Here is a 26,986-nt window from a genome sequence, read left to right on the forward strand (position 1 = left end):
TGCGAGAGACGGACAGTGCCGGACGCTTAGCTTAGTTCAGGTATTCGGCCGAGACGAGGATGGGCAGGTGGTCCGATTCGCCTCGGGGGAGCGTTTCCACGCTCTCGATGTTCAGGCCGAGCGAAGTGGCGAAGTCGAAGTGGCCTTGGAAGACCTTGTAGCGGGTGTAGGTCCGGCGGTTGCTGAGCGAGAGCTCGTAGCCGGTTTCCTTGAGGTGGGAGATGAGGTTCTTGGTGAAGAAGGGGTAGTTGAAGTCGCCCACCATCAGCGTCATGCCTTCGCCGCCCATGGTGAGCAGTTCTGCGTGGCCGGCCTTAATCTGGTGACGCCGCAGCGAATTCGTCGCGGTCAGCGGCGCGGCATGGAAGGAGCCGACCACCAACTCATGCTGCGTCTCGTTGTCGACCAGCTTCACGCCGAGCAGCCGCTCGTGGGCAGGGGAGAGGACGTAGTCATGCAGGGACTTCTTCAGTGCGAAGGTATTCGTGTCCAGGGCCGTGAAGCGGTCCTTGTGGTAGTACATCGCCAGTCCCAGCCGGTTGCCCTTGGTGGAGTCGGCCAGATGCAGCGGCCCCAGCGTGGCCGGCAGGTCGGTGGTGTCGCACTCCTGCAGGCAGAGGACATTGATATCGAAATCCTGGGCAAGGTTCAAGAGTTCACTGCTCGCACGGTGCTTTCGGAGGTTGTAGCTGATGACTTTGAGCACGGGATCACCTCTTCCATTGGCCGTTCGAGGAAAGCTGCCCTAATAGTACCCACAGCATCGAGGCGGAACGGCGCAATTGAAGGATTTTGCCCTCAGCTAAGAGACTTGCGCTTGTCGGGACCTGCCGGCGGGGTCACGTCACCGCTCTCCAGCGGCGGCTCGGCCGGGCCTTGGTCAAGCCGGAACGGCGGATACTCGTCGCGCATCAACGCGGTGTAGGCGAGGACACGGTAAATCCACCGGTTGATCCCCATGATCAGGTCAAAAAGGGTGCGGCGGTACCTGCCGGTGAAGAGCAGGATGACGGCGGCAATCAGGACCAGCAGGCCCAGCAGGGAAGGGCCTGCGGCGCCGGCGTAATTGCCGTCCCAGTCACCGCCAGCGCCCCACCAGATCACCGCATTCGAGAACGCGGACACGATCAGCAGGTGCGGAATGGCCAGCAGCCACCATTTGACCAGCACCAGGCCGTTGGTCAGGTGTTCCGGATAGGCGACGTCGAAATCCGCCGGGTAGCTGGCCGGGGCCAGGGTGAACGGTGGGTAGCGGTCGGTGCCCAGCGCGGAGTACGCGTAGAAGGCCACCCGCCAGTTCCAGCGCGCCACGCCCACATTGAAGTGGAACAGGGACCGCGGATAACGGCCGGTGAAAAGGATGGCGAAACCGGCGGCGATGGTGGTGACCACAAACGCGAACCATAGGAAAAAGAGCAGGAAATAGTGCGGAATGGCCAGCAGCCACTTCACCAGCCACAGCCAGCGCGAGAGCCCCGGATCCAGCGCGCCGTTCAGCGCGGCGGGATAAACCGGGCGTCCAGCCGCGGGAGAACCTGAGTACGACGGCGTGTGGTCGCCTGCCGTGCGCCGGTCCGCCGGGTTGTCACCGGACAATGCAGAGGGCCGCGACGCCAGGGTCCGCCCGATTCCCGCCGCGCCAAGGACCAGCAGGGGCAAGCCGATGATCAGCAGGACCAGTCCGGTGATGAGCAGGCCCATGGTGAGCGGGCCCAGGAAGCCCGGCCTGATTCCCGCCTGCAAGTCCACCGAGACAGGCAGGCTGGCATCCGCGTTCATGACCACTACGCTCCAGCTGCCGGACTGCAGGTCCCAGCTGATCCGCTGCTCGCCCGGGCCGGATGCCGAGACCGCCCAGAAGTCCTGCTCGGCGGGAGGCTGCGGCGCGGAGGTCCCCGGCAGTTCCCGGTAGTCCGGATCGAAGGGGCGGAAATCGACGTCCACCAGCTGCGAGTGCGGCACGCCGGCCAGATAATTATCGACGGCGTCCACCGGGGCGATCCCGATGAAAACGTCCTGTCCGGGTTGGGCGGCCCGCGCCTCGATCCGGAAACCGAACGCGTCGCCCAGCTGCACGCCGGGCGGCAGTTCCTCTTCTATGACCACGTCCAGCGGCTGGCTGGTCAGGGCATAGGAGTCCGTATTCAGCCGGACCGGCTGGGAGGTGAGGTAGCCGTCGTCGTCCTGTGCAGCCTGGATCAGGCCGGTGAAGGCCGCAGTAGAGACCAGCGCCAGGCCGGCCAGGGACAGCAGGATGCCGAGGACCAGTAAAACCACGTGACCGGGCTTCATGGCGGCCACCTCCTTCTGAATTCTGTGGCCGATGCGTCGTTTCCGTCGCTCCGTCCGGAAAACTCTTTGCGAGCAGTGTGGCCCTGTACCGCCGCGGACACAAGGGCTGTCAGTACCTGTTCTCCCTGAGCGCGGCAGGTCGACGACGCCTGACTCACCGCCGACCCTTCGATAGGGTCTGGTTATGGATGGCGGCACACTGATGAATTTCGCATTGGTCCTCTTCTTTGTGCTGCTCGGAGGGGTGTTCGCCGGCACGGAGATGGCGCTCGTGTCACTCCGGGAGAGCCAGGTGCGGCAGATCGAGCGCTCCGGCAAGTCCGGTGCCAAAACGGCCGAGCTCGCCCGCAACCCCAACCGGTTCCTCGCCGCCGTTCAGATCGGCGTGACGCTCTCGGGCTTCTTCTCGGCGGCCTACGGTGCGTCCACTATCGCGCCCGACATCGCGCCGCTGCTCGAAGGGCTGGGCCTGGCGGTCGGTGCCGCCCAGCCGGTTGCGTTTATCGGCATGACCCTGGTGGTGGCCTACCTGTCCCTGGTGCTCGGCGAGCTGGTGCCCAAACGCCTTGCGATGCAGCGCCCGGTGGGGTTCACCAAGGTCCTGGCGCCGCCGCTGAATCTGTTCAGCAAGGTCATGCGCCCGGTGATCTGGCTGCTGTCCGTGTCTACCAATGCGCTGGTGCGGCTGCTGGGCGGGAATCCGTCCGCGAAGTCGGACACCATTACCGCCGAGGAACTCTGGGACATGGTGGCGCAGAACGAGGCGCTGGGCGAGGACAGCCGCAGCATCCTGAATGACGTTTTCGGCGCGGGGGAGCGGCTGCTGCAGGAGGTCATGCGCCCGCGTCCGGAGGTCCGCTTCATCGAGGGCCGGCTGAGCCTGGACGAGGCGCGCCGGTACACCCGGAACCTGCCGTACTCGCGCTACCCCGTGATCGGCAGGACCTCGGACGATGTTCTTGGCTTCATCCACATCCGCGACCTCATCCCGGAACCGGGCGAAGCGGCCGGCACCACGGTGGCCGATATTGTGCGGGAGATCCTGCCGCTGCCGGGCACCAACCGGGTGCTGCCCACACTCTCGCGGATGCGCAAGGAGGGCCACCACATCGCCCTCGTGGTGGACGAATACGGCGGCACGGACGGGATCGTGACTCTGGAGGACCTGGTGGAAGAACTGGTCGGCGAGATCTACGACGAGTACGACGCCGGGGTGGATCCGGAGGACCGCGTGCGGCAGGCTGGCGGCGCCGTTGATGTGGATGGCGGCCTGATCCTGCAGGAGTTCAAGTCGCTGGCCGGCATCGAGCTCCCGGACGGGCGGTATGAAACGGTGGCCGGCTTCATCATCGACCGGCTGGGCCGCATGCCCCGCACCGGTGACCAGGTCGAGGTGGCCGGACATCTGCTGACCGTACTGTCCATGGAGGGGCTGCGGATCGGGCGCGTCCGCGTCACTGAAGCGCCGCAGGAAAACAACGACGGCGGCAGCGGCTAGGCATCATGCTCAATCCGCGCGGGTTTTCCGCCAGAGCCATGCCTGCCCTATCTGATCGTCCGGAACAACGCCTTGGCATTCGAAGCCGGCTTTCTTGAGGACAGTCCCGGAAGCGTTGGTGCGCGGAAGCGTTCGGGCTTCGACCACCGCCACCTCCGCAGTGGCGAAGGCGCGGCCGACGAGCTGGCCGACAGCAGCGGTGGCATATCCCTGCCCGCGGAAGCCTGGCGCGATCTCGTAGCCGATCTCGACTGTCCCGTCCTTGGGCGGACCCTTGTAGCCGCCGGATCCAACCAGGACGCCCAGCTCCGGACTCAGAAAGTAGTACATCCACCACTCGGCCTGGCCGGGCTGTGACTGGAATACTTCGAGCGTGACCTCGATTACCCATGGGTACTCGGGCCAACCTGCCGGAATGCTGACGCCTAACGCAGCAGCCAGGGAGTCAGGGCCGCCGCGCAGGAAGGCGCTCAGATCATCCGGAGTAGCTGCTCTCAGCAGCATTGCTTTGCTCACCGCCCTTTCAGCAGCAGTCGATCAGCGAACGTCTCCCTTAGCGTAGTCGGGCAAGTTCCGGCGGCCGACGCCGAAACGGCGCCTCTTTTGGAGCAGCAGGCCGAGGTTAACTTTTGATGATATGTCCTCTTTTGAGGCCACACAGGGTTGCTTTAGGTGGGTGAAACGCTAAAGTCACATCGGGGGCGCCGCAGTTAGCAGCGCCCTTTGGCCTGTCCGCAGTTCTGTCAGTGATTCGCACTCTCCCCATCACGAATCGAGCATCAAGTATGAAGAAGATAGTCTCTGCAGTGGCCCTGACCGCTGCGCTCACCCTGTCAGCGGGTACCGCGGCCTACGCCGCCGAGGCCCAGTACCCCGCCCCGGAACTTTCCGTAGTCGTCTCAGCCGGCAGCGTCCAGGCCGGCGAAGAGTTCACCGTTTCGGGCGCCGGCCTCGAGGCCAATGAAGACGCCACCATCACCGTGGCACAGAACCAGTCCACCAAGAACTTCCGCGGCTTCACGAAGACCACCTCGGCCAACGCCTCGGGCGAGTTCTCGGAAGAGATTTCGATCGAAAAGCCGGGCCGTCACTGGATCTCCGTGGAGGGCTACGAAAGCGAAGAAATCGGCACCGCTTCCGTTGTCGTAACAGGCCCGCCGGCCGAGGGGCACACCGGACCCAAGGACGAGAAGGAACCCAAGGAACTGAAGGCAGACCGTTCCGCCGCCACCACGTCGGTATCCCCGGCGGCATGGGGCGCAGCAGGTCTTGGCCTGCTGGTCACGGCTGGCGCAGCAGGTGCCTTCATGGTCAAGCGCCGCCAGAGCTAACCCTCTGAGCTAACCGCAAAGGCCTTACCGCAGCCGGGTGGCAGCGTCCCAAGTGACGCTACTGCCCGGCTGCCGGTATTTCGCTGCCGGTCTTTTATCAGAGCAGGAACGCGGGGTCGATCAGGTCCAGGCGCGGATCCAGCGGGTAGTTGCCGTCCTTATGCCGCCACTGCGCAGGCACGCCGATGGCTACGGAGTTGGCGGGGATATCCGTCACGACGACGGCGTTGGCACCGATCGCTGAATCGTCGCCAACGGTCACGGGGCCCAGGATGCGGCAACCAGATCCGAGCATCACGCGGTTGCCGATGGTGGGATGCCGCTTGGTCTTATCCAACGCCCGGCCACCGAGCGTGACGCCCTGGTACATCATCACGTCGTCGCCGATGATCGCGGTTTCGCCAATGACAATCTTCGTGCCGTGGTCGATGAACACCCGGCGGCCCAGCGTCGCGGCGGGATGGATTTCAATCCCGGTGAGGAAGCGTGCGAACTGGGAGAGCAGCCGTGCGCCGGTGCGCAGGTGCGGCCGGTTCCACATGGCATGGGCAATCCGGTGCGCCCAGACCGCGTGCACGCCGGAGTAGGCGAAGCCCACTTCCAGATCCGAGTTCGCGGCCGGATCCTGGGCACGCGCGGCCTTGAGGTCCTCGCGCAGCAGTGCCGGCAGGCTGTTCCTGGCCACGGTCAATCAACTCCTTGTAGCGGTTCTGGTTCCCTTCGAGGCAACCCGGGGCCGGATCAGTGTATTCCCCGCAGTCTTCTCCGGACGACGGCCTTGCGGATTTCTTCCACCCACAGCACCAAGGAGCCGGCCAGCAGGGCCAGACCCCACTGGGCCGACGTCAGTGCCGTGGTGTCGAAGAAGCCCTGCAGCAGTTCCAGATGCACCACGAGGACCTGCAGCACGACGACGGCGAACAGCGCCACCCAGATGCTGCGGTTGGTGAAGGTCTGCAGCGAGAAGACCGAACCGGCGTCGGAGCGCACGTTGAGCAGGTTGAAGACCTGGAAGAACACGAACGTGGTGAAGGCCAGGGTGCTGGCCAGCAGGGGATCCCCGGCGCTGTCCGGGAACAGCACGGGCGCCAGCACCAGGACGGCGATGGTGCCGGCAGCCATCACCACCCCGAGTCCGAGGATCCGCAGCAGCCGGTTCCGCGTCAGCAGCGGTTCGGTGGCGGGCCGCGGTTTCTGCCGCATGATCCCGGGTTCCGCCGGATCCACCCCGAGCGCCAGCGCGGGCGGACCGTCCATAATGATGTTCACCCAGAGGATCTGCAGCGCCGTGAACGGCGCCCCGCCGGCGAGGCCGAGGACCCCGGCGGTGAGGAAGATCAGGACGAAACCCCACGCCGTCGTGAGTTGGAATTTCACGAACTTGATGATGTTCGCGTAGATGCCGCGGCCCTCCTGCACGGCCGCGACAATCGTGGCGAAATTGTCGTCCGTGAGGATCATGTTCGCTGCGCCCTTGGAGACATCCGTGCCGGTGATGCCCATGGCGATGCCGATGTCCGCCTGCTTCAGGGCGGGGGCATCGTTGACGCCGTCGCCGGTCATCGCCACGATGTTGCCTTCGCTCTGCAGCGCCTTGACCACGCGGATCTTGTGCTCCGGAGCCACGCGCGCGAGGACGCCGAAGCCGGCGGCACGGCCGGTCAGTTCGCCGTCGTCAATCCCGTCCAGCTGCGCTCCGGTGGCAGCCTCGCCTTCGATACCCAGTTGGCCGGCGATGGCGGAGGCCGTGGCCAGGTGGTCGCCGGTGATCATGTGGACAACAATCCCGGCCTCGCGGGCTGTGGAGATAGCTTCGGCGGCTTCGGTGCGGGGCGGATCGACAATACCGACGACGGCGTACAGCGTCAGCGACCCTGCCAGTCCGCGCAGCTCGTCCGGATCCTCGGGCAGGTCCGCATCCAGCCTGCGGCCGGCGATCATCATCGTGCGCAGGCCCTCGGCCGCCATCGCCTCGGTATCGCTCCGGATGCGCTCACGGTCATCGTCGGTCAGCAGTTCGATCCCGCGGTCGGTCAGAATCGAATCCGTGCGCTCGAGCAACGGGCCCGGAGCGCCCTTGGCGAAGCAGCGGAACCTGGCCGGAACAGAGTCGCCGCGGGTGAAGTCGTGTTCATGGAACGTCATCATGAACTTGTAATCCGAATCGAACGGCACCTCGGCCACGCGCGGGTGGCGCCGCCGGACTTCTTCGACGTCCATTCCGCCCTTCTCCGCCAGCACCGCAAGCGCGCCTTCAGTGGGATCGCCTACGAGCTTGCCGTCCCGGATCCAGGCATCGTTGCACAAGGCCATAGCCAGCAGGGCATCCGGCATGGCCGGGAGCGGTTCGCCGTCGCCGCTGAGGATTTTGCCGTCCGTGGCGTAGCCCTCGCCCGTGATGCGGAAGGACCGGCCTGCGGTGTTCAGGCGGCGCGCCGTCATCTCATTCAGCGTCAGCGTGCCGGTCTTGTCCGTGGCGATATGGGTGGTGCTGCCCAGGGTTTCCACCGCGGAAAGCTGCTTGATGATGGCTCCGCGTTTGGCCAGCCGGGAGGCGCCCATGGCCAGCGTGAAGGCGACGACGGCGGTAAGGCCCTCCGGAATGGTGGCTACGGCCAGCGAGACCGCGGTGATGAGGAGTTCGGACCAGGACTGGCCGCGGAGCAGGCCCAGGAGGAAGACGAAGGCCACCACCACCAGGGCCACGATGGTCAGCAGCCGTGCCAGCTGGTCGATCCGGCGCTGCAGCGGGGTTTTGGCCGGGCCGGCGCTTTCCAGCAGGGTGGCGACCGCCCCGATCTGAGTGTTCATGCCGGTACCGGTGACTACCATGACCGCGCGGCCGCGGCTGATGTCCGTGTTCATGAACAGCATGTTCGCGCGGTCGCCGAGCGGCAGGTCAGAACTCTCCAGCGTGCGGGAAGACTTCTCCACCGGCTGGGATTCACCAGTCAGCGCCGCCTCGGCTACCTGCAGGCGCGTGGCGTCCAGCACGCGGCCGTCCGCGGGGACGGTTTCGCCGGCGTCGAGCAGGACGATGTCCCCGGGCACCAGTTCTTCGTTGGGAACTTCCTCCTCGCGGCCATCGCGGCGCACCCGCGAGGTATCCACTGACATCGTCCGCAGCGCGGCCAGCGAGCTCTCGGCCCGGCTTTCCTGGACGTAGTTCAGCACCGTATTGAGCACAATGACAGCGAAAATGACCACAGGCGTTTCCCACTCGCGGGACACGACGGCACTGACGGCGGCGGCCGCCACCAGGACCAGGATCATCTTGTCCGCCAGCAGTCGCAGGACTTTTTTCCAGACGGGAATCCTGGCACCCTCGGCGAGCAGATTCCTGCCGTGTTTTTGCTGCCCCGCGCGCACCGCCGCCGTCGATAATCCGGCGGCGGGCTCGACGTCGAATGCAGCAGCCGTTTCCGCAGGTGAGACGGTGTGCCAGGCGTTTTCAGCGCCACCGGAAACCATGGCAAATCCCCTCTCCGCGGGCCCGCCGGAACGGCCGTCCTGCTGGCCCCAGCGTAGCGGGCAAACCGCGACGCGATACACAGCGCAAAACACCCTAGGACGCATGGTGCGACACGCCGAACGATTCATCACGATTTTGCATCGTTGGTAACGGTCCGGTAACGTGGCGGCTTGTGCGGGGATGAAACCCCGCTCAGGGGAGCCGGATCCTAACCGGCAGACTTACTGAAAATCGAATTGCTCGGCGCTGCCCAACACCAAATGCCGTCAACATGGCAGACGTCGGAAATGACCTCGATACTACGAGTGGTTGACGGCGGCGCAATGAAGTCCGGGGACGGATGGAGCGAAGGTGGCCCTGCGGAGCATCGTGAACTCAAATAAGAACAAGAACTTCAGCCGTGCCCTGCGCGGAGGCCTTGCGGCAGTAGCCCTCACCGGTGCCGGTGTAGCCATGGTCGGAACGCCGGCCAACGCTGCCGACACCGCCACCTGGGACGCCCTGGCCGAATGCGAAAGCGGCGGCAACTGGAGCACCAACACCGGCAACGGCTTCTCGGGCGGACTGCAGTTCACCCCCAGCACTTGGGCAGCATTCGGCGGCAGCGGTAGCCCGCAGAATGCCAGCAAGGCTGAGCAGATTGCCGTAGCCGAGAACGTCCAGGCCACCCAGGGCTGGGGCGCCTGGCCCGCATGCTCGGCCAAGCTGGGCCTGAATGGCGGCGGCGGAGCACCTGCTCCGGCACCTGCCGAGGCACCGGCCCCGGCGCCTGCCGAGTACAACGTGGCACAGGCACCCGTGCAGGAGGCTCCGGTCCAGGAAGCCCCCGTCGAGCAGGCACCTGTCCAGCAGGCTCCGGTTGCCGAGGCGCCCGTTGCCCAGGCACCGGCCGCTCCGGCCCAGGCCCAGGTTGCCGTCAGCGGCGAGACCTACTCCGTCCAGGCTGGCGATACCCTCAACACCATTGCCACCGAGCTTGGCATCGAGGGTGGCTGGCAGGCTCTGCACGCAGCCAACGCCGACACCGTCGGCAACCCGAACCTGATCTTCGTTGACCAGGTTCTGCAGCTGCCGGCCAACTAAGGCCCAGCTGACCTAAACCAACTGCGTTTTGCCACGCAGTTACCCAAGAAAGCCCCGCGTTTCCCCCCAACTGCGCGGGGCTTTCTGCTGCCCGGCCAATGGTCCTTTCCGGATGTGATGGGATGGCAGCATGGCGAAAAGTGCGACGGCGGCCCCCAGACTGGATCCGGTCCGGCTGGCGAATCTCGAAGACCTCGATTCTGCGGACCTGCTCAGCGGGGACAACTGCGAGGGCCAGCGCTACACTACCGTGCAGCTGGACGGGCTGGATCTGACCGGCATCACGTTCCTGGAGTGCGAGCTGCTCTCCGTGGCCCTGAACGAAACCCAGCTTCGCGGCGCCCGGTTTACCGACTGCCGGTTCGAGGAGTTGTACGCACCCGTCTTCCGCGCCGCCCGCTCGAGCTGGCGGGACATTGAACTCACCCGGACCAGGCTCGGTTCCGCGGAACTCTTCGACTCGGCCCTGCAGTCCGTCCATTTCGACGGCGGCAAGCTCGGCTACATGAATCTGCGCAGTTCCAAGCTCACGGACGTGCTGATCTCCGACTGCATCATCGACGAGCTGGACCTCTCCGGCGCCTGCGGTCTGCGCGTGGCTTTGCAGAACTGCCGCATCGGGACGCTGGATGTGACACATGCGGTCCTGAAAGACTTCGACCTGCGCAGCAGCGAATTCAGCATGATCCGCGGCGTGGGCGGTCTTAAGGGAGCAACAGTGGATGACTACCAGCTGAATTTGCTGGCTCCGATTCTTGCCGAGCAACTCGGCATCCGCGTGGAAGGTTAGGGGAACCGCATTGTCAACCGTAGAGAACCGGCCCTGGCTGCAGAACTACCAGCCCGGGGTGCCCGCCGAGATTGAGCTTCCCACCGAGTCCCTGAGCCACATGGCGGCGGACTCGGTCCGCAGGTTCCGGAAGAAAACCGCCCTGGACTTCTTCGGCGCGACTACCAGCTACCGCGAGCTGGGCGAGCAGATTGACCGCGCGGCGGAGGGGCTGCGCCGGCTGGGAGTGGGGCCGGGCCACCGGGTTGCCCTGATCCTGCCCAACTGCCCCCAGCATGTGGTGGTGTTCTATGCGGTGCTGCGGCTTGGCGCCGTCGTTGTTGAACACAATCCCTTATATACGGAGCGCGAGCTCCGCCATCAGTTCGAGGACCACGGGGCCACGGTGGCCATCGTCTGGAACAACGTGGTGGCCAAGGTCCAGGACTTCCCCGCGGACATTGCCGTCAGGACCATTGTGTCGGTGGACCTCACCCGTGCCATGCCGCGCTCCAAGCGGCTGGCGCTGAAACTTCCGGTGCCCGCGGCCCGCACGGCACACAAGGCGCTGACCACCAAGGTCCGGAACACGGTTCCCTGGGAGAAGCTGCTGAAGGCCAGGCCGCTGCGCAAGTCCCGTCCCATGCCGCGGGTCACGGACCTGGCCGCCATCCAGTACACCTCCGGCACCACCGGCCATCCCAAAGGCGCCATGCTCACGCACCTTAACCTGCGCGCCAACGCTGAGCAGGGCCGCGCCTGGATGCACGGCGTGGACGAGGGCAAGGAGGTCATGTATGCGGTGCTGCCGATGTTCCATGCGTTCGGCATGACCCTGCACCTGACGTTCGGCGTCCTCACCGGATCGCGCGTGGTGATCTTTCCAAAGTTCGACGTCGACCTGGTGCTTGCTGCCGCGAAGAAGCATCCGCCCACCATCTTCTGCGCCGTGCCGCCCATCTACGAGCGGACCGCCACCGAGGCGAAGAAGCGCGGCGTGGACCTGGGCCGCGTGCGGTTCGCCATTTCCGGGGCGATGAACCTGCCGCAGTCCACCGTGGATCTCTGGGAAGGCACCGCCGGCGGCCTGCTGGTGGAGGGCTACGGGATGACCGAGTCCTCCCCGGTGGCGATGGGCAATCCCTTCGGCCCCAACCGCCGGAACGGGACCATCGGCGTCCCGTTCCCCAACACCGAGATGCGGGTCGTGGATCCGGAAAATCCAACGCACGACGTCGACCCCGGCCAGCCGGGGGAGCTGCTGATCCGAGGCCCGCAGGTCTTCCAGGGTTACTGGGGCAAGCCGGAGGAAACTGCCGCAACCCTGCTGGACGGCGGCTGGCTGCGCACCGGCGACATCGTCACCGTGGACGAGCAGCACAACGCCCGGATCGTGGACCGGGTAAAGGACCTGATCATCACCGGCGGCTTCAACGTTTCTCCGACAGAGGTTGAAGACGCGCTGCGCTCGCATCCGGAGGTGGCGGACGCCGCCGTCGTTGGTCTTCCGCGGGCCGAGGGCGGCGAGGACGTCACCGCCGCCGTCGTGCTGCGGCGCGGGGCCACGCTCGACGAGGCCGCCGAAAAGGACATGCGGGATTACTGCCGCGGCAGGCTGGCCGCGTACAAGGTTCCCCGACGGATTGTGGCCGTGGCGGAACTGCCCAAGTCCATGCTGGGCAAGGTGCTGCGCAAACAGGTCAAGGAGCAGCTAGCGCGGCCCGTGACCGGCGCCTAGCCAAGCGCCTCCAGCGCGTTAATCGTTGACAATGTCAATAAAAGGCTGTTTCAATGATTTGAGACGTGATCCCGCTACGAAGGAGTTGCAGTGAATCTCGGCATTGGTTCATGGCCTGCCCGCCGCGCCAAGGTCCGCCCGGACGATGTCGCCATTGTCTTCGAAGGGCGGGAGTGGACCTATCGTGAGGTCGACCAGCGCGTTACCCGGTTGGCCAATGCCCTCGCCAGCGCCGGCGTATCCAAGGGTGACCGAGTGGCCTACCTGGGGTTCAACCATCCTGCTTTGCTGGAAACGTTCTTCGCCGCCGGTCTTATCGGCGCTGTGTGTGTACTGATCAACCCCCGGCTCCGGAAGCCCGAGGTCGACTACATCCTGCGTGACTGCGGCGCTACTGTTGTGGTCTTCGGCGAGGACCAGCGGGGTAATGCCGAGGAACTCGCCGCAGAGCTCGATATGCAGCAGTGGCTCAGCGTCGACGGCGGCGGTCCGGGAGCCTTGTTTGAGGACTTCCTTGCCGCTGGGAGCGGGGAAACGGTCCAGGACGACGTCGATCTTGAGGCCCTCGCCCTGATCATGTACACCTCCGGCACCACCGGCCGTCCCAAGGGGGCGATGCTGACCCACAGCAATCTGTTCTACCAGTACGTGAACGCGCTGATCGGCCAGGACCTCCGGCAGGACGAGGTCCATCTTGCCGCCGCCCCGCTGTTCCACATCGCCGGGCTGAACATGATGACCCTGCCCACGTTCACCCTGGGCGGGCGCATCATCATCCACCGGACCTTCAAAGCCCCGGCCGTGCTCGCTGAGATGGAACAGTCCCGGGTCACCTCGGCGTTCCTGGTGCCGGCCATGCTCGACGCCCTGAGCAGCGATCCGGCCTTCCCGGCGGCGGACCTGTCCACGGTGCGCGGGTTCATGGTGGGCGGTTCCCCGCTGCCGGAGCGGACCATCCGGACTTGGCAGGACAAGAAGGTCGCCATTATGCAGGGCTTCGGGATGACGGAGACCGGCCCCGGCGTCTGTATGCTCGAACCCCGCGACGGACTGGCCAAGGCCGGCTCGGCGGGCCGGGCCCACTTCTTTACGGAAAACCAGGTGGTGGACCTCGACGGCAAGCCGGTCCCTCCCGGGGTTCCCGGCGAGGTCATCGTTCAGGGTCCCAACGTCATGGCCGGCTACTGGAACAAGCCGGAGGAGGCCGCCAGGGCTCTCGACGGCGGCTGGTACCACTCCGGCGACATCGCCGTGGTCGACGAGGACGGCTACATGTACATCAAGGACCGGATCAAGGACATGTACATCTCCGGCGGCGAGAATGTCTATCCCGCCGAGGTGGAGAACGCCCTGCTCAGCGTCCCCGGCGTGCAGGAGGCGGCCGTCATTGGAGTGCCGGACGATAAGTGGGGCGAAACGGGGCGGGCTTTTGTTGTCCTTACGCCCGCTACCCACTTGACCAGCGAAGCGATGCGCGAAGAGCTCAAGCAGCGCCTGGCCACCTACAAGGTGCCCCGGGACATCGTGCTCGTCGACGAACTGCCCCGCAACGCCACCGGGAAGATCCAGAAGCACGCGCTTCGCGCCAATGCCTGATGTCTGACGCCTGATGCCTGCTGGACATTAGAGCCAGCGGGGCGCCGTCGGGCTTTGTTGCTTGCTGGAGGTGATGCCGTTTGTGGAGCGGCCGGCGGCGAAGGCTGCGATGTCGGCAAGGGTGCCGGTGATGATTTCGGGATTGTCGGAGTCGAGATCGCCGAGTTCGGTCACGGTTGAGGCATCCGAGGCTTTGAGGAGCAGGTCTTTGTCTTCGTCGCGGCTTTTCCAGGCTCCGGTGATCTCTTGGAGCAAACGTTTGAGGACGTCGGTGGGGATCTGGTCGAAGGTAGCACCATTGTTCAGGTCGACGGCGTGGATCCAGGTTTCGCGAGTGCGCATCCACACGGTTTCCGAAGCGGGGACTAATCGGCCCTGTGCGGTTTTGACCTGGTGTTTCCAGGCGTCCGGGGGAGTGTCTCGCCATGCGGCGTCGAGCTGCGCGGCGGAGTCCGTATAAAGGTCCCGCAGTTCCTCGGGAGCCAGGGTGGCGCCGTGCTCGATTTCCGCATTGCGCGCGTCCCAGGAGGAATACATGGGAGTTTCGATGCCGGTGTTGGCCCACTTCATCAGGCGGGCGATCGCGCGGGCGTTGTAGCCTACGTGTGCGATGACATGGGCACGGGTCCAGTCCGGAAGCAGCGAGGGCGCCTGGAATGCATCGTCGGGGAGCTCGTTGAGTTTGCGGTCGAAGAACTCCGTCCCGCGGCGGGCGGTCAGCAGTGCCTCCTGCAGGGTGGGGTCCGTGGCCAAGTCACGACTCGCTGCCATTGATGCTCCTTGCCGACAGGCGTTCCTCGGTTCCTTCGAAGTTGACGGCGAAGCCATTGGCACGTTGCTAGGGCGCCTCGCCGTGGGGGTAGTCGTCGTCTTCGTCCGGGTTGATGGACAGGGCCTGTTCCTGCACGTCGGCTTCATTGGCTTCCCAGGACGCCGGGCGTTCCAGAGGGGTGTCATCGGTATCCGAGTCGTCCTGCAGGGGCTCGTTCTGCCACTGCACGTCGGCTGCGTCGGCTTCCTTCGGGTCGTGCAAACCGCCATTGTCGGTAGTCATCTTGAACCTCCTGGTTGAGTTGCGTACGGCTCGGCTTCAGCTGATCGGGGACGGGCTGCTTCCATGCTATCCGCCAGCGACTGACTGGATGATCAGCAGCTCCTGCCCTGGCTCGATGCGGGTAGCGGGTCCGTTCAGCCCGCGGATGTCTTCTCCGTCCACGTAGAGGTTTACATACCGGCGGACGGCGCCCAGCTCGTTCCGCACCCGCCGGTCGAACACCGGGTACTCTGCGGCGAGCCGGTCCAGCACCTGGGCCACGGTGGCCACGTCCTCCACCGGCACGCGCAGTTCGCGCTGGTCGCCGGTCACCTTGGCCAGGAGACTGGGAACGACGACGGTGACCGCCAGGGTGGTCTCCTTCATTGGCTACCGGCCGCCGTCGTTGGTTGTGGCGGCGCGGACGCAGAGCACGTCCGGCAGGTGCGAGGCCACTTCGACGAAGACCTCGCCCTCATCGGCGCTCGCGTAGACGGAGCCGCCGCGGGTACCGAAGTAGACGCCGGCCGGATCAGAGGCGTCCACCGCCGCGGCATCGCGCAGCACCACGTTGAACTCGTTGTCCGGCAAGCCGGTGTGCAGCCGGGTCCAGGAGTTACCGCCGTCGCTGGTCCGATGGACGGCGAGCTGGCCGTCCGGCGGAATGCGTTCGCCGTCGGCCTTGATGGGAATGACCCAGGCGGTGCCGGACTTCCGCGGGTGCGTGAGCATGGCGAAGCCGAAGTCCGTGGGCAGGCCGTCCGCGATGGAAACCCAGGTGTCCGCGTTGTCGTCCGAGCGGTAGACGCCGTGGTGGTTCTGCGCGAACAGCGTGGTGGGGACCTCGGGATCCCGTGCGATTTTGTGCACGCACTGGCCGACTTCGGGATTGGGATCGGGCATGAAGTAGGCGCTGATGCCGTGGTTGCGCGCGGTCCAGTTGGTCCCTCCGTCCGTGCTCCGGTAAACGCCGCCGGTGCTCATGGCGACATGGACCGTGTTTTCATCCGCCGGGCTGGGCAGGACGGAGTGCGCGGCGGCCCCGCCGTAGCCGGCGCCCCACTGGTCCTTGTCCGGATGAGCCCAAAGGCTGCGGTTGAGCTCGAAGTGCTCGCCGCCGTCGGTGGATTTCCAGACCGAGATCGGCTCGCAGCCGGCCCAGACCACGCCGGGGCGGTCCTCGGCGTCCGGATAAAGCTGCCAGATCCGCTCCAGTGCGGCACCGTCCTCTTCGGCGAAGCGGATGGCGCCGTTCTCAGGTTCAGTCCAGGTCCCACCCAGATCGTCCGAGTGGAAGACGGTGGGTCCCCAGTGCTCGGAACGGGCTCCCACGAGCAGCCGGGTGCGGCCGCCGCGCTGGTCGATCCCGATGCTCGGGATCTCATTCATCAAGAAGTGCGGTTCGGACAGCGACCAGTTGACCCGGTCTGTGCTGGTAGCCAGCCACAGGCCCTTTTTCGTACCGATCGCGAGAACTGTTGTACCGGCTGTAGCCATGGACACTATTCGACCACCGCAGGCGTAACGCCGCAATGGTTTTGCGGTGAACGGTTGGCCGGCAGGGCAGAATAGGGGCGGGCACTCGAGGGAACCAGGAGAAATGAGCGAACCAGCAGCAGAACAGCACAGCTCGCGGCTGTGGTTGTGGGTCCTGATCGGCGCGGCGGTGCTGACGCAGACGGCGCTGAACCTGGCCCGGCCGGTGATCTCCTATAAGCTGCTGGCGCTCGGCGGGGATGCCGCGGTGATCGGTGTGATTACCGCCGTCTACGCCATCCTGCCCGTGGTCGCCGCGCTCTGGCTGGGCCGGGTGAGCGACCGGGTGCAGTCGCTGCGCGGCATGGTGGTGCTCGGAGCCGTCCTGCTTTCCGTGGCGGCGTTGCTGCTGGCGGCGGCAGGAGACTTCCTCTGGATCGGCGTGGCCAGCGCGCTGCTGGGCATGGGCCACCTGGTCTTCACCATCGCGGGCCAATCGGCCATTGCGCGGTATGCCCCGCTGAGCCAGCTTGACAGCGGGTTCGGCTGGTTCACCGCGGCCTTTTCCCTGGGCCAGCTGATCGGGCCGCTGCTGGCGGGCCTGCTGCTGGGCAGCGGCCTGGAAACTACCGGGGAAGCCCGGATGGCGTCGGTAAACACGGCACTGCTGCTGGCGGCCGGGAGCGCGTTGGCAGGTGCGCCGGCGATGCTGGTCAGATCGCGCAGCAGTGGCCGGGCGGGACAACCAGCGCGGCCAAAGGCGCTCCCGAAGGAAGGCGCGCTGGTCATCCTGCGCACCCCCGGCGTCGCCTGGAACATGGCCGCTTCGCTGGCACTGCTCTCCGCCATCGACATTCTGGTGGCCTTCCTGCCGCTGGTGGCGGAGGAGCACGGCGTAGCCCCGGTCTGGGTGGGCATCCTGCTGGCCGTACGGGCCGGCGCCTCGATCATTTCCCGCGTCATCCTGGCCCAGCTCATCCAGAAGTGGACCCGCTACCAGTTGCTGATCGCCAGCCTGCTGGGCTCCGGCGCGGCCATCGCCGTCGCGCCGTTCTTCCTCGACGCCCTCTGGGTAGCGGGAACGGCCCTGTTTGTCGGCGGTTTCCTGCTGGGGCTCGGCCAGCCGCTGACCATGAGCCTGATTACCCAGGCGGTTTCCTCGCAGTCCCGCGGCGCTGCGCTCGCCATCAGGCTGCTCGGGAACCGTATCGGCCAAGTGGTCATCCCGCTGGCCGGCGGCCTGGTCGCCGCCCCGCTGGGACCCGCAGCTGCCATCTGGCTGGTCTGCGGGCTGCTGGGGCTGGCGGCCGTCGCCAAATCGACGAGCAAGGGCTGAACCGGCTCTACGCCTGGCGCCGTGCCGCCAGCTGTTCTCCGGCGTCGGCAATGTCGCCTACCCGGTGGACTCGCAGGGAGTTGGTGGATCCGGCCTGGCCCGGGGGCGAGCCGGCGGCAATCACTACCAGGTCATCGATGTCAGCCAGGTTCTGCTCGTAGAGCACCCGGTCCACCTGCGCCGTCATGTGGTCGGTATGTTCGGCGAAGTCAACCAGCCGCGGCTGGATGCCCCACATCAGGGCCATCACGTTCAAGGTCGACTGCACCGGGGTGAAGGCAAACAGGGGTTTATTCGGACGGAGCCGGGAGAGGCGGCGGGCCGAATCGCCGGACTGGGTGAAAACGCAGATGCACCTGGCGTCGAGCTGGTCCGCGATCTCCACGGCCGCACGGGTAATGGCGCCGCCGCGGGTTTTCGGTTTGCTGCCCAGCGGCGGAACGCGCTCCAGCCCGTGCTGTTCCGTGGATTCGATGATGCGCGCCATCGTCTCCACGGTCTCCACCGGGTACTTTCCCACGCTGGTCTCGCCGGAGAGCATTACCGCGTCCGCGCCGTCGAGCACGGCATTCGCGCAGTCGGACGCCTCCGCGCGGGTAGGCCGGGGATTGTCGATCATGGATTCCAGCACTTGCGTCGCCACAATCACCGGTTTCGCCGAACGGCGGGCCATCTCGATGGCGTTCTTCTGCACCACGGGCACATCTTCGAGCGGCAGCTCGACGCCCAGGTCCCCGCGGGCCACCATGATCGCGTCGAAGGCGGCGACGATTTCGGCCAGCGCCGCCACGGCCTGCGGCTTCTCGATCTTGGCGATCACGGGGGTGCGGCGTCCCTCTTCGGCCATGATCTCGTGCACGCGCCGGATGTCCGCGGCATTGCGCACAAAGGATAGGGCTACCATGTCGACGCCGGTGCGCAGCGCCCAGCGCAGGTCGGCCTCGTCCTTGTCGCTGAGGGCCGGGACGTTCACGGCGACGCCCGGGAGGTTGATGCCCTTGTTGTTGGAGACGGCGCCGGGCACCGTGACCTCCGTGACCACGCGGGTGTCTTCCACCGCGACGGCGCGCAGGGCAACCTTGCCGTCGTCGATCAGCAGCGTATCGCCCACGGTGACATCCTGCGGCAGGCCCTTGTGCGTCGTCGAGCAGATCTCCGCGGTGCCGGCCACGTCCTCGGTGGTGATCGTGAACGTGCCTCCGACGCGGAGTTCGTGCGGACCGGCGGCGAACCTGCCCAGCCGGATCTTCGGCCCCTGCAGGTCGGCGAAGATCGCGATCGGTTGATCCAGCTCCGCCGCGGCCTTGCGGATGTTGTTGTACGTCTCCTCGTGCACCGCGTGTTCGCCGTGGCTCATGTTCAAACGTGCGACGTCGACTCCCGCCCTCAGGAGCTGCACAGTACTTTCGTAGGTGGCAACGGCAGGGCCGAACGTGGCAATGATTTTTGCCTGTCTCATGATGTCTCCTCTAGCCCCGGCCGATGTACGGCATTCCGGAAGCGGTAATGGTGAGCTGGTTGATGTTCGCCTGGGCCGGCAGCGTGGCCATGAGGACCACCGCGCGTGCGGCTTCTTCGACGTCGAATGTCGGCTCGATGCGTCGGCTCCCGTCCGGCTGCAGGGCCCCGTCGCTGATGCCGGCTCCATGCAGGAGGCCGGTGGAGGTGTTTCCGATATCGATCTGCCCGCAGCTGATGCCGTACGGCCTGCCGTCTAGTTCAATGGACTTCGTCAACCCGGTCAAGGCGTGCTTGGTCGCCGCGTACGCCACCGAACGTGGCCGCGGCGTGTGTGCGGAAATGGAACCATTGTTGATGATTCTGCCACCCTGCGGCCGCTGGGCCTTCATCTGCCGGAACGCGGCCGCGGCACACAGCATGGCGCCGGTAAGGTTTACCGCCACCGTGTCGTTCCAGTCCGCCAGGCTGATCTCGTCTATAGCGGCCGATGGGCCAAAGGTGCCGGCATTGTTGAAGAGCAGGTCGAGGCGGCCCCAGCGCTCACGCACCGTATTGAAGAGCCGGTCAACCGCTTCCGGATCCGCGATGTCCGTCGGAACCACCAGTGCCGCCGGGTTGTCCTCGGCGGTCTCCGCGAGCAGTTCCGGACGCCGGCCGGCCAGTGCAACGGAAAAGCCGGCCGCGAGCAGTTGGCGCGCCACAGCGCGGCCAATGCCGGATCCGGCGCCGGTAACGACGGCGGTGCTCACCTGGGGCGCCGAAGCTTGGGATGTCATCTGCTCTCCTTACAGGGCGTGTTCGTCATAACGTTGACAGGGAACGCACCAACATCGTTCACTGTATCTTACATAACGGAATAAACATTCCGTCTTGTGGAAATAAAAAATGAGACGGCAGGAGAACTCTGTCCTCAATGGAGAGGTAGCACATGACTGTTATTGATGAGACGCCGGCTATCCTGAGCGCGCTCGCCGACCAGTTCCCGGACCGCGATCCGGAAGAGACCGCGGAATGGTCCGAGTCGCTGGACCAGTTGATCAGCACGCAGGGAACCGAGCGCGCACAGTTCATCATGCGCTCGCTCCTGCAGCGGGCCGGAGCCCAGAGTGTCGGCGTTCCTATGGTGACCACCACGGACTACGTCAACACCATCCCCGCAGACCAGGAGCCGCACTACCCGGGCAATGAGGAAATCGAGCGGAAGTACCGGGCGTGGATGCGCTGGAATGCCGCCGTCATGGTCCACCGAGCACAGCGTCCACAAATAGGCGTCGGCGGGCATATCTCCACCTATGCCGGCGCGGCCACGCTCTACGAGGTTGGCTTCAACCACTTCTTCCGCGGCAAGGACCACCCCGGCGGCGGCGACCAGGTCTTCTACCAAGGGCATGCCTCGCCAGGCATGTATGCGCGTGGCTTCATGGAAGGCCGGCTCACCGAGGAGGATCTGGACGGTTTCCGGCAGGAAAAGTCCAGGGCCGGCCACGCGCTCTCCTCTTATCCGCATCCGCGGCTGATGCCGCACTTCTGGGAATTCCCTACCGTGTCGATGGGCATCGGGCCGATGAACGCCATCTATCAGGCGCAGTCGAACCGCTACCTGCAGAACCGCGGCATCAAGGACACCTCGGACCAGCACGTCTGGGCCTTCCTAGGCGACGGCGAAATGGACGAGCCGGAAAGCCGCGGCCTGCTCCAGCTCGCCGCCAACGAAAAGCTGGACAACCTCACGTTCGTGGTCAACTGCAACCTGCAGCGCCTGGACGGGCCGGTGCGCGGCAACGGCAAGATCATGCAGGAACTAGAGGCCTTCTTCCGCGGTGCGGGCTGGAATGTGGTCAAGGTGGTTTGGGGCCGCGAATGGGACGACCTGCTGGCCAAGGACACCGACGGCGCGCTCGTGGACATCATGAACGAGACCCCCGATGGCGACTACCAGACCTACAAGGCGGAATCGGGCGGCTTCGTCCGCGAGCATTTCTTCGGCAAGACCCCGCAAACCAAGGAAATGGTCTCCCACCTTTCCGATGAGGAGATCTGGAACCTCAAGCGCGGCGGCCACGATTACCACAAGGTTTACGCCGCCTATAAGGCTGCCACCGAGTTCAAGGGCAAACCCACGGTGGTCTTGGTCAAGACGGTCAAGGGCTACGGACTCGGCTCGCACTTCGAGGGCCGCAATGCGACCCACCAGATGAAGAAGCTGACCCTGCAGAACCTGAAGGACTTCCGCGATTACCTGCGGATCCCGATCAGCGACGAGCAGCTCGAGGCGGATCCCTACCGCCCGCCGTACTACCACCCGGGCGCGGACGCACCCGAGATCCAGTACCTGATGGACCGGCGGGCTGTCCTGGGCGGTTCCGTGCCGGAGCGGCGCAGCAAGCACGCGGAGATCAAGCTCCCCGAGGCGAAGGCCTACGAGGTCGCCAAGCGCGGCTCCGGCAAGCAGCAGGCGGCCACCACCATGGCGTTTGTCCGGCTGCTCAAGGACCTGATGCGGGACAAGGAATTCGGCAACCGCGTGGTTCCGGTTGTCCCGGATGAGTCACGGACCTTCGGTATGGACGCGTTCTTCCCGACGGCGAAGATCTACAACCCCGGCGGCCAGAACTACCTCTCCGTGGACCGCGATCTTGTCCTGGCCTACAAGGAATCCCCGGCCGGGCAGCTGATCCACCCGGGTATCAATGAGGCCGGCGCGGTCGCGGCCTTCACCGCCGCCGGTACCGCCTATGCCACCCACGGCGAACCGCTGGTGCCGATCTACGTCTTCTACTCGATGTTCGGTTTCCAGCGGACGGGCGATGCCTTCTGGGCCGCCGCCGACCAGATGACCCGCGGCTTCATTATCGGTGCCACGGCAGGACGGACCACGCTGACGGGGGAGGGGCTGCAGCACGCGGACGGCCATTCGCCGGTGCTCGCGGCGACCAATCCCGCCGTCGTTACCTACGACCCGGCCTTCGGCTACGAGATCGGCCACATCATGAGGGCCGGGCTGGAGCGCATGTACGGCGGCAACCACCCCGATCCGAACGTCATGTACTACCTCACCGTGTACAACGAGCCGATCGTCCAGCCGGCCGAGCCGGAAGGTCTGGACATTGGTGGCGTCCTCGGCGGCATCTACAAGCTGAAGGCCGCGGAGGCCCAGGGGCCGAAGGCCCAGCTGCTGGCATCCGGCGTCGCGGTTCCGTGGGCTCTGGAGGCCCAGACCATCCTGGCCGAGGACTGGGGTGTCAGTGCCGATGTTTGGTCCGTGACCAGCTGGAACGAACTGCGCCGGGACGGACTGGCTGCGGAGAGGGAGATGTTCCTGAACCCGGGCTCGGAAGCGCGCAAGCCGTTTGTCGCGCAACAGCTCGAAGGCGCCGAAGGGCCGGTCGTTGCGGTTTCCGACTACATGTCGCAGGTGCCTGACCAGATCCGCCAGTACGTGCCGAATGACTTCGCCACCCTTGGTGCTGACGGCTTCGGGTTCTCGGATACGCGGGCCGCGGCACGCCGCTTCTTCAGCATCGACGCCCACTCCGTGGTGGTCCGCGCTTTGCAGCTGCTCGCTGCGCAGGGCAAGGTGCCCGCCGACGCTCCGGCTGCAGCCTTCCGCCGGTACCGTCTGGACGACGTCAACGCGGGGACCTCGGGCAGCGCCGGAGGCGACGCCTAAGCCTGTGAAGGGCGGTTAAAAGAGTGAGGGCGGATCCCACGGGATCCGCCCTCACTCTTTTGGCTGCGCGAGCCTTTGCTGTACGCGTTGCTAGCCGCGCGTGGCGCGAGCCAACCGGCCCGGCAGGCTTCGGAGCGTATTGAGCAGACCGCCTTGTCCCTGCCGGATCCGCGTCGGCGGGATGTAGAAATCCGGGTCCGAGCCGCCGGCTTCGTAGATATGGGCCGTGGCCGACTGTCCGGTCTGAGTTTCGGGGCTGGGTGTATTCATGCTGGTTCTCCAATTCCTTAGCTTTCCTAGCGTCTATTCCGAATAGCGGAAAAATAATATTGCTATATGAAAATGCTAAGGGGAGCATGGGAGGTGGTCAAGAGGTTAGGCGCAGAAGTTTGAGGCAAGAGTCCGCATGCGGGCGCTTTGGCGCCCGTCTTAGCCGCTGCGTCCAGGAAGGCTTCGGGGTCACTCCGGCCGTTCCTGATTCTGACAAGGATGCCAGATCGGCCGTCGGAATCCTATGGTCAACGGTTTTCACTGCGGCTTCTTGAGTAAATCAGGCGATGCTGGGCTGCCTGGCGCCGTCGTAATTCTTGCTGGCCGGGAAAAATAAGTTTCCGGTACCCTTGACACGTACCGTGTGACAGGGCTTACACTATTTATGAAATAAAGATTCCACCATACAGAAACATCGAATCAAGTCGATTTCTATCGATGGTCAAGGGTGTTCAGCGTCTGAGGTGGATTAGATCTCTAGAAAGCTGACACCCGCAATGAATCTCGCCTCTTTTAATTCTGCCTCGGATAGCGCAGCCCTCGACGTGCTGCGCCCCTGCGTCGACATAACGCGGTGGGCCGCCGAAATAATCCGTGCCCGTCCTTTCAACAGCCGCGAAGAACTTCTGTCGTTCGCCAAGCAGGCCGCCCAGCCCTGGAGGGAAGAAGAGATCGACGGCGCCCTGGCGCATCATCCACGCATTGGCGAAAAGGCCGCCGGCAGCAGCACCGAGGCCGATATGTCCCGAAAGGAACAATCCGGCGTCGCACAGTCCGCCGAAGTCCAGGACAAGCTCCGCTCGGGCAACCAGGCGTACGAGGAAAAGTTCGACAGGGTCTTCCTGATCCGTGCCGCCGGCCGGAGTGCCGAGGAAATTCTTAGCCAGCTTGAAAAGCGGCTGCGCAATTCGCCCGACGAGGAAATCGCCGTCGTCGCCGGCCAGCTGCGCGAAATCGCCATCCTCCGACTTGAAGGAGTCATCGAAGCATGAGCGTCAGCCATGTCACCACCCACATTCTCGACACCGGGACCGGGAGGCCTGCCTCCGGTGTCAAGGCCACACTGGAAGCCAAAACGGCAACCGGCTGGCAAGAAATCGCCACGGAGCATACGGACAATGACGGCCGTATCAAGAATCTTGGCCCCGAGGCGATCGAAGCAGGGATCTACCGGATCACGTTTGAAACCGGCCCCTACTTTGGGCAGAAGGGTACGGAAACCTTCTTCCCGTTCGTGGAGCTGACCTTCGAAGTGAAGGACACAGCAGAGCACTACCACGTACCACTTCTCATCAGCCCGTTTGCATACTCAACATACCGAGGGAGCTAATCATGACCGCCACCGTGGAATCCGCCACCGGCACCCGCATCGTCCTGGGCCAGAACCAGTACGGCAAGGCCGAAGTCCGACTGGTCAAAATCACCCGGGACACCGACCGCCACCAGATCCAGGACCTCAACGTCACCTCGCAGCTGCGCGGCGACTTCGAAGCGGCGCACACCGCCGGCGACAACGCCCACGTAGTCGCCACCGATACCCAGAAGAACACCGTGTACGCACTGGCCCGCGACGGCGTCGCCACCACAGAGGAGTTCCTGCTCCGCCTTGGCACGCACTTCACGGAGAGCTTCGACTGGGTCACCGGCGGGCGCTGGTCCGCAGAGCAGTACTTCTGGGACCGCATCAACGACCACGACCACGCCTTCTCCCGTAACAAGAGCGAAGTCCGCACCGCCGTGCTCGAGATTTCCGGCAACAAGAAGACCGTCGTGGCAGGCATCGAGGAGCTGACCGTCCTGAAGTCCACGGGGTCGGAATTCCACGGTTTCCCGCGGGATCAGTACACCACGCTGCAGGAAACCAATGACCGGATCCTCGCCACCGATGTGACCGCGCGCTGGCGCTACAACACCCTCGACGTCGATTTCGACGCCGTCTACGCCAGCGTCCGCGCTCTCCTGCTCAAAGGATTTGCGGAGACGCACTCGCTGGCACTGCAGCAGAGCATGTACGAAATGGGCCGCCTTGTCCTCGAGGCGCACCCGGAGATCGACGAGATCAAGATGTCCCTGCCGAACAAGCACCACTTCCTGGTGGACCTGAGCCCGTTTGGCCAGGACAACCCCAACGAAGTGTTCTTCGCCGCGGACCGGCCGTACGGATTGATCGAAGCCACCATCCAGCGTGAGGGTTCCCCCGCCACGCATGAAGTCTGGGCCAATATCCCCGGATTCTGTTAGTCCACATGCCAGAGGCCGGGACGCACGCGCGCGTCCCGGCCTCTGCAGCCGACAAGGAGGTCAGCTGTGAATGCAGCAAAAACTACACGTAAGACTATAACCGGACAGCGGCCCGAGGACGAAAGGCTGCCCATCGGCAAGTCCTTTGCCTACGGTCTCCAGCACGTTTTGACCATGTACGGCGGTATCATCGCGGTGCCTCTGATTGTCGGCACTGCGGCCGGCATGAGCCAGGACGAAATCGCCCTGCTCATCGCCTCCTGCCTCTTTGTTGGCGGTGCGGCAACCATCCTGCAAAGCTACGGCGTCAAGTTCTTCGGATCGCAGTTACCGCTGGTGCAGGGTGTTTCCTTCGCCGGGGTTGCGACCATGACGGCCATTCTCAGCGGCGGCGGCGGCATCGAGATGGTGTTCGGATCCGTGCTGGTCGCGTCAGTGATTGGTCTGGCGATCGCTCCGTTCTTCGCCAAGGTCATCAAGTTCTTCCCGCCGGTAGTCACCGGCGTCATCATCACCACTATCGGCCTCACGCTCATGCCGGTCGCAGCCAACTGGGCCATGGGCGGCAACTCCAAGGCGGAGGACTATGGCAGCCTGGCCAACATCGGGCTCGCCGCCGGAACGCTTGCTGCGGTGCTGCTGCTGAGCAAGCTCGGCAACGCGGCCATCTCCCGCCTGTCCATCCTGCTGGCGATTGTCGCCGGCACCGTCGTCGCGGCACTCCTGGGCATCGCCGACTTCTCCAACGTGGGCAGCGGCGCCATCTTCGCCTTCCCGCAGCCCTTCGCCTTCGGCTGGCCGGTGTTCGACCTCGCAGCCATCATCTCGATGACCATCGTCATCCTCGTCACGATGACGGAAACAACGGCGGACATCCTGGCGGTCGGCGAAATTGCCAAGACCAAGGTCAACTCGCGGCGCATTGCGGACGGGCTGCGGGCAGACATGCTCTCCAGCGCCCTGGCGCCGGTGTTCAACTCCTTCACGCAGACTGCTTTCGCCCAGAATGTCGGGCTGGTAGCGATCACGGGAGTGAAGAGCCGTTTCGTGGTGACCGCAGGTGGCGTCATCATGCTGGTCCTGGGGCTGCTGCCGATCCTGGGCCGCGTTGTCGCAGCCGTGCCGACGCCCGTCCTCGGCGGTGCCGGCATCGTTCTCTTCGGCACAGTGGCCGCCAGCGGCATCCGCACGCTGTCCAAGGTCGATTACAAAGACAACATGAACATGATCATCGTGGCCGTGTCGCTGGCCTTCGGCATGATCCCCGTGGTGTCCCCGACCTTCTACGATGAGTTCCCCACCTGGTTCGGCATCATCTTCCACTCCGGCATCAGCTCCGCCGCCATCATGGCCGTGCTGCTGAACCTGCTCTTCAACCACCTGAAGGCCGGAAACTCTGATCAGCAGTCCTCGCTGGTGGCCAGCCCGCCGCGCATGGTACGCGAGGACGAGCTGCAGGCGCTGCAGGACGGCGACTACTACCAGGGCGGCAAACTGATGGCCGAGGACGGCACCGAGATCCCGGTGGTCACTGCCCAGCAGTACCAGATTGTCAAGGAAAAGCTGGACAAGGGCGAGATCAACTGCCACGAGGACATCCGCAGGATTTGCGACGGCGAGTCCGCCAACGAACACTAGCAACGTGCCTTGGGGCCGGTCCCGCTCCGCATCCAGCGGATCGGGACCGGCCCGAAGCGATCTCCTGGATCAGCAGACAGGA

24 protein-coding genes are annotated in these 26,986 nt (G+C 65.0%); 12 read left to right on the forward strand and 12 right to left on the reverse strand.

Features of this window, described 5'->3' with window-relative positions; genetic code table 11:
- Nucleotides 1-31: 31 nt before the first annotated feature.
- Both B0G38_RS02260 and B0G38_RS02265 read right to left on the reverse strand, forming a co-directional pair.
- Nucleotides 32-706, reverse strand: coding sequence for an endonuclease/exonuclease/phosphatase family protein (locus B0G38_RS02260; protein WP_264667923.1), 675 nt, complete (start codon nucleotides 704-706; stop codon nucleotides 32-34).
- Nucleotides 707-798: 92 nt separating this feature from the next.
- Nucleotides 799-2,292: a DUF4389 domain-containing protein gene (locus B0G38_RS02265; protein ID WP_264667924.1), complete on the reverse strand. Its 1,494-nt coding sequence runs from the start codon at nucleotides 2,290-2,292 to the stop codon at nucleotides 799-801.
- Between the two features lie 184 nt (nucleotides 2,293-2,476).
- Here B0G38_RS02265 and B0G38_RS02270 point away from each other — a divergent pair, with 184 nt between their 5' ends.
- Complete coding sequence (locus B0G38_RS02270; protein ID WP_264667925.1) at nucleotides 2,477-3,790, forward strand: hemolysin family protein; 1,314 nt, start codon at nucleotides 2,477-2,479, stop codon at nucleotides 3,788-3,790.
- A gap of 9 nt (nucleotides 3,791-3,799) precedes the next feature.
- On the opposite strand, the gene B0G38_RS02275 is transcribed toward B0G38_RS02270, so the two are convergent.
- On the reverse strand, nucleotides 3,800-4,306 hold the full coding sequence (locus tag B0G38_RS02275; protein ID WP_264667926.1) for a GNAT family N-acetyltransferase: 507 nt from the start codon (nucleotides 4,304-4,306) through the stop codon (nucleotides 3,800-3,802).
- Nucleotides 4,307-4,575: 269 nt separating this feature from the next.
- Here B0G38_RS02275 and B0G38_RS02280 point away from each other — a divergent pair, with 269 nt between their 5' ends.
- The gene (locus B0G38_RS02280; protein WP_264667927.1) at nucleotides 4,576-5,121 is read left to right on the forward strand and encodes a hypothetical protein; all 546 of its coding nucleotides are present in this window, start codon (nucleotides 4,576-4,578) and stop codon (nucleotides 5,119-5,121) included.
- Between the two features lie 97 nt (nucleotides 5,122-5,218).
- Here B0G38_RS02280 and epsC read toward each other — a convergent pair whose 3' ends face one another.
- A complete protein-coding gene (gene epsC, locus B0G38_RS02285; protein ID WP_264667928.1) occupies nucleotides 5,219-5,806 on the reverse strand; it encodes a serine O-acetyltransferase EpsC in 588 nt (195 codons plus the stop codon).
- A 56-nt stretch (nucleotides 5,807-5,862) separates the two neighbouring features.
- On the reverse strand, nucleotides 5,863-8,592 hold the full coding sequence (locus tag B0G38_RS02290) for a cation-translocating P-type ATPase (protein ID WP_264667929.1): 2,730 nt from the start codon (nucleotides 8,590-8,592) through the stop codon (nucleotides 5,863-5,865).
- Nucleotides 8,593-8,962: 370 nt separating this feature from the next.
- On the opposite strand from B0G38_RS02290, the gene B0G38_RS02295 reads away from it, so the two are divergent.
- From B0G38_RS02295 to B0G38_RS02310, 4 genes are all read left to right on the forward strand, one after another.
- Entirely contained in the window at nucleotides 8,963-9,676 is a 714-nt protein-coding gene (locus B0G38_RS02295; protein ID WP_413542013.1) for a transglycosylase family protein, read from the forward strand.
- A gap of 130 nt (nucleotides 9,677-9,806) precedes the next feature.
- Nucleotides 9,807-10,466 (forward strand): pentapeptide repeat-containing protein, encoded by a 660-nt coding sequence (locus B0G38_RS02300; RefSeq protein WP_264667930.1) that lies wholly within the window; start codon nucleotides 9,807-9,809, stop codon nucleotides 10,464-10,466.
- Nucleotides 10,467-10,476: 10 nt separating this feature from the next.
- Nucleotides 10,477-12,183 carry a long-chain-fatty-acid--CoA ligase gene (locus tag B0G38_RS02305; protein ID WP_264667931.1) on the forward strand — a complete coding sequence of 569 codons (1,707 nt, stop codon included), beginning with the start codon at nucleotides 10,477-10,479 and terminating at the stop codon, nucleotides 12,181-12,183.
- 90 nt (nucleotides 12,184-12,273) lie between these two features.
- On the forward strand, nucleotides 12,274-13,779 hold the full coding sequence (locus B0G38_RS02310) for an acyl-CoA synthetase (protein ID WP_264667932.1): 1,506 nt from the start codon (nucleotides 12,274-12,276) through the stop codon (nucleotides 13,777-13,779).
- Nucleotides 13,780-13,806: 27 nt separating this feature from the next.
- Here the strand turns inward: B0G38_RS02310 and B0G38_RS02315 are convergent, their stop codons facing one another.
- The 4 genes from B0G38_RS02315 to B0G38_RS02330 all read right to left on the reverse strand — a co-directional run bounded on the left by B0G38_RS02315 (nucleotide 13,807) and on the right by B0G38_RS02330 (nucleotide 16,318).
- Nucleotides 13,807-14,550 (reverse strand): maleylpyruvate isomerase family mycothiol-dependent enzyme, encoded by a 744-nt coding sequence (locus tag B0G38_RS02315; protein ID WP_264667933.1) that lies wholly within the window; start codon nucleotides 14,548-14,550, stop codon nucleotides 13,807-13,809.
- 67 nt (nucleotides 14,551-14,617) lie between these two features.
- Nucleotides 14,618-14,833, reverse strand: a complete 216-nt coding sequence (locus B0G38_RS02320) for a hypothetical protein (RefSeq protein WP_169995487.1) — start codon at nucleotides 14,831-14,833, stop codon at nucleotides 14,618-14,620.
- A gap of 66 nt (nucleotides 14,834-14,899) precedes the next feature.
- Nucleotides 14,900-15,199: a MoaD/ThiS family protein gene (locus tag B0G38_RS02325; protein WP_264667934.1), complete on the reverse strand. Its 300-nt coding sequence runs from the start codon at nucleotides 15,197-15,199 to the stop codon at nucleotides 14,900-14,902.
- Nucleotides 15,200-15,202: 3 nt separating this feature from the next.
- Nucleotides 15,203-16,318 carry a WD40/YVTN/BNR-like repeat-containing protein gene (locus B0G38_RS02330; protein ID WP_264667982.1) on the reverse strand — a complete coding sequence of 372 codons (1,116 nt, stop codon included), beginning with the start codon at nucleotides 16,316-16,318 and terminating at the stop codon, nucleotides 15,203-15,205.
- Between the two features lie 94 nt (nucleotides 16,319-16,412).
- Between B0G38_RS02330 and B0G38_RS02335 the strand changes: the two genes are divergently transcribed.
- Nucleotides 16,413-17,624 (forward strand): MFS transporter, encoded by a 1,212-nt coding sequence (locus tag B0G38_RS02335; RefSeq protein ID WP_264667935.1) that lies wholly within the window; start codon nucleotides 16,413-16,415, stop codon nucleotides 17,622-17,624.
- A 7-nt stretch (nucleotides 17,625-17,631) separates the two neighbouring features.
- Here the strand turns inward: B0G38_RS02335 and pyk are convergent, their stop codons facing one another.
- Nucleotides 17,632-19,083 carry a pyruvate kinase gene (gene pyk / locus B0G38_RS02340; protein WP_264667936.1) on the reverse strand — a complete coding sequence of 484 codons (1,452 nt, stop codon included), beginning with the start codon at nucleotides 19,081-19,083 and terminating at the stop codon, nucleotides 17,632-17,634.
- Nucleotides 19,084-19,093: 10 nt separating this feature from the next.
- Nucleotides 19,094-19,861, reverse strand: a complete 768-nt coding sequence (locus B0G38_RS02345; protein ID WP_264667937.1) for an SDR family oxidoreductase — start codon at nucleotides 19,859-19,861, stop codon at nucleotides 19,094-19,096.
- A gap of 152 nt (nucleotides 19,862-20,013) precedes the next feature.
- On the opposite strand from B0G38_RS02345, the gene aceE reads away from it, so the two are divergent.
- On the forward strand, nucleotides 20,014-22,755 hold the full coding sequence (aceE, locus tag B0G38_RS02350) for a pyruvate dehydrogenase (acetyl-transferring), homodimeric type (RefSeq protein ID WP_264667938.1): 2,742 nt from the start codon (nucleotides 20,014-20,016) through the stop codon (nucleotides 22,753-22,755).
- Between the two features lie 90 nt (nucleotides 22,756-22,845).
- Here aceE and B0G38_RS02355 read toward each other — a convergent pair whose 3' ends face one another.
- Complete coding sequence (locus tag B0G38_RS02355) at nucleotides 22,846-23,025, reverse strand: hypothetical protein (RefSeq protein WP_264667939.1); 180 nt, start codon at nucleotides 23,023-23,025, stop codon at nucleotides 22,846-22,848.
- Between the two features lie 497 nt (nucleotides 23,026-23,522).
- On the opposite strand from B0G38_RS02355, the gene uraD reads away from it, so the two are divergent.
- The 4 genes from uraD (at nucleotide 23,523) to B0G38_RS02375 (ending at nucleotide 26,904) form a co-directional block, all read left to right on the forward strand.
- Nucleotides 23,523-24,017: a 2-oxo-4-hydroxy-4-carboxy-5-ureidoimidazoline decarboxylase gene (gene uraD / locus B0G38_RS02360; protein ID WP_264667940.1), complete on the forward strand. Its 495-nt coding sequence runs from the start codon at nucleotides 23,523-23,525 to the stop codon at nucleotides 24,015-24,017.
- Nucleotides 24,014-24,355, forward strand: a complete 342-nt coding sequence (uraH, locus tag B0G38_RS02365) for a hydroxyisourate hydrolase (RefSeq protein WP_074700515.1) — start codon at nucleotides 24,014-24,016, stop codon at nucleotides 24,353-24,355. Before uraD ends, uraH begins: the two co-directional genes overlap by 4 nt.
- 2 nt (nucleotides 24,356-24,357) lie before the next feature.
- Nucleotides 24,358-25,266 (forward strand): factor-independent urate hydroxylase, encoded by a 909-nt coding sequence (gene pucL, locus B0G38_RS02370; protein ID WP_264667941.1) that lies wholly within the window; start codon nucleotides 24,358-24,360, stop codon nucleotides 25,264-25,266.
- A 66-nt stretch (nucleotides 25,267-25,332) separates the two neighbouring features.
- Nucleotides 25,333-26,904 carry a nucleobase:cation symporter-2 family protein gene (locus B0G38_RS02375; RefSeq protein ID WP_264667942.1) on the forward strand — a complete coding sequence of 524 codons (1,572 nt, stop codon included), beginning with the start codon at nucleotides 25,333-25,335 and terminating at the stop codon, nucleotides 26,902-26,904.
- Nucleotides 26,905-26,986 lie beyond the last annotated feature (82 nt).

Origin of the sequence: Crystallibacter permensis, from assembly GCF_025960875.1 — a bacterium.
In the GTDB taxonomy this organism is placed as follows: Bacteria; Actinomycetota; Actinomycetes; order Actinomycetales; family Micrococcaceae; genus Crystallibacter; species Crystallibacter permensis.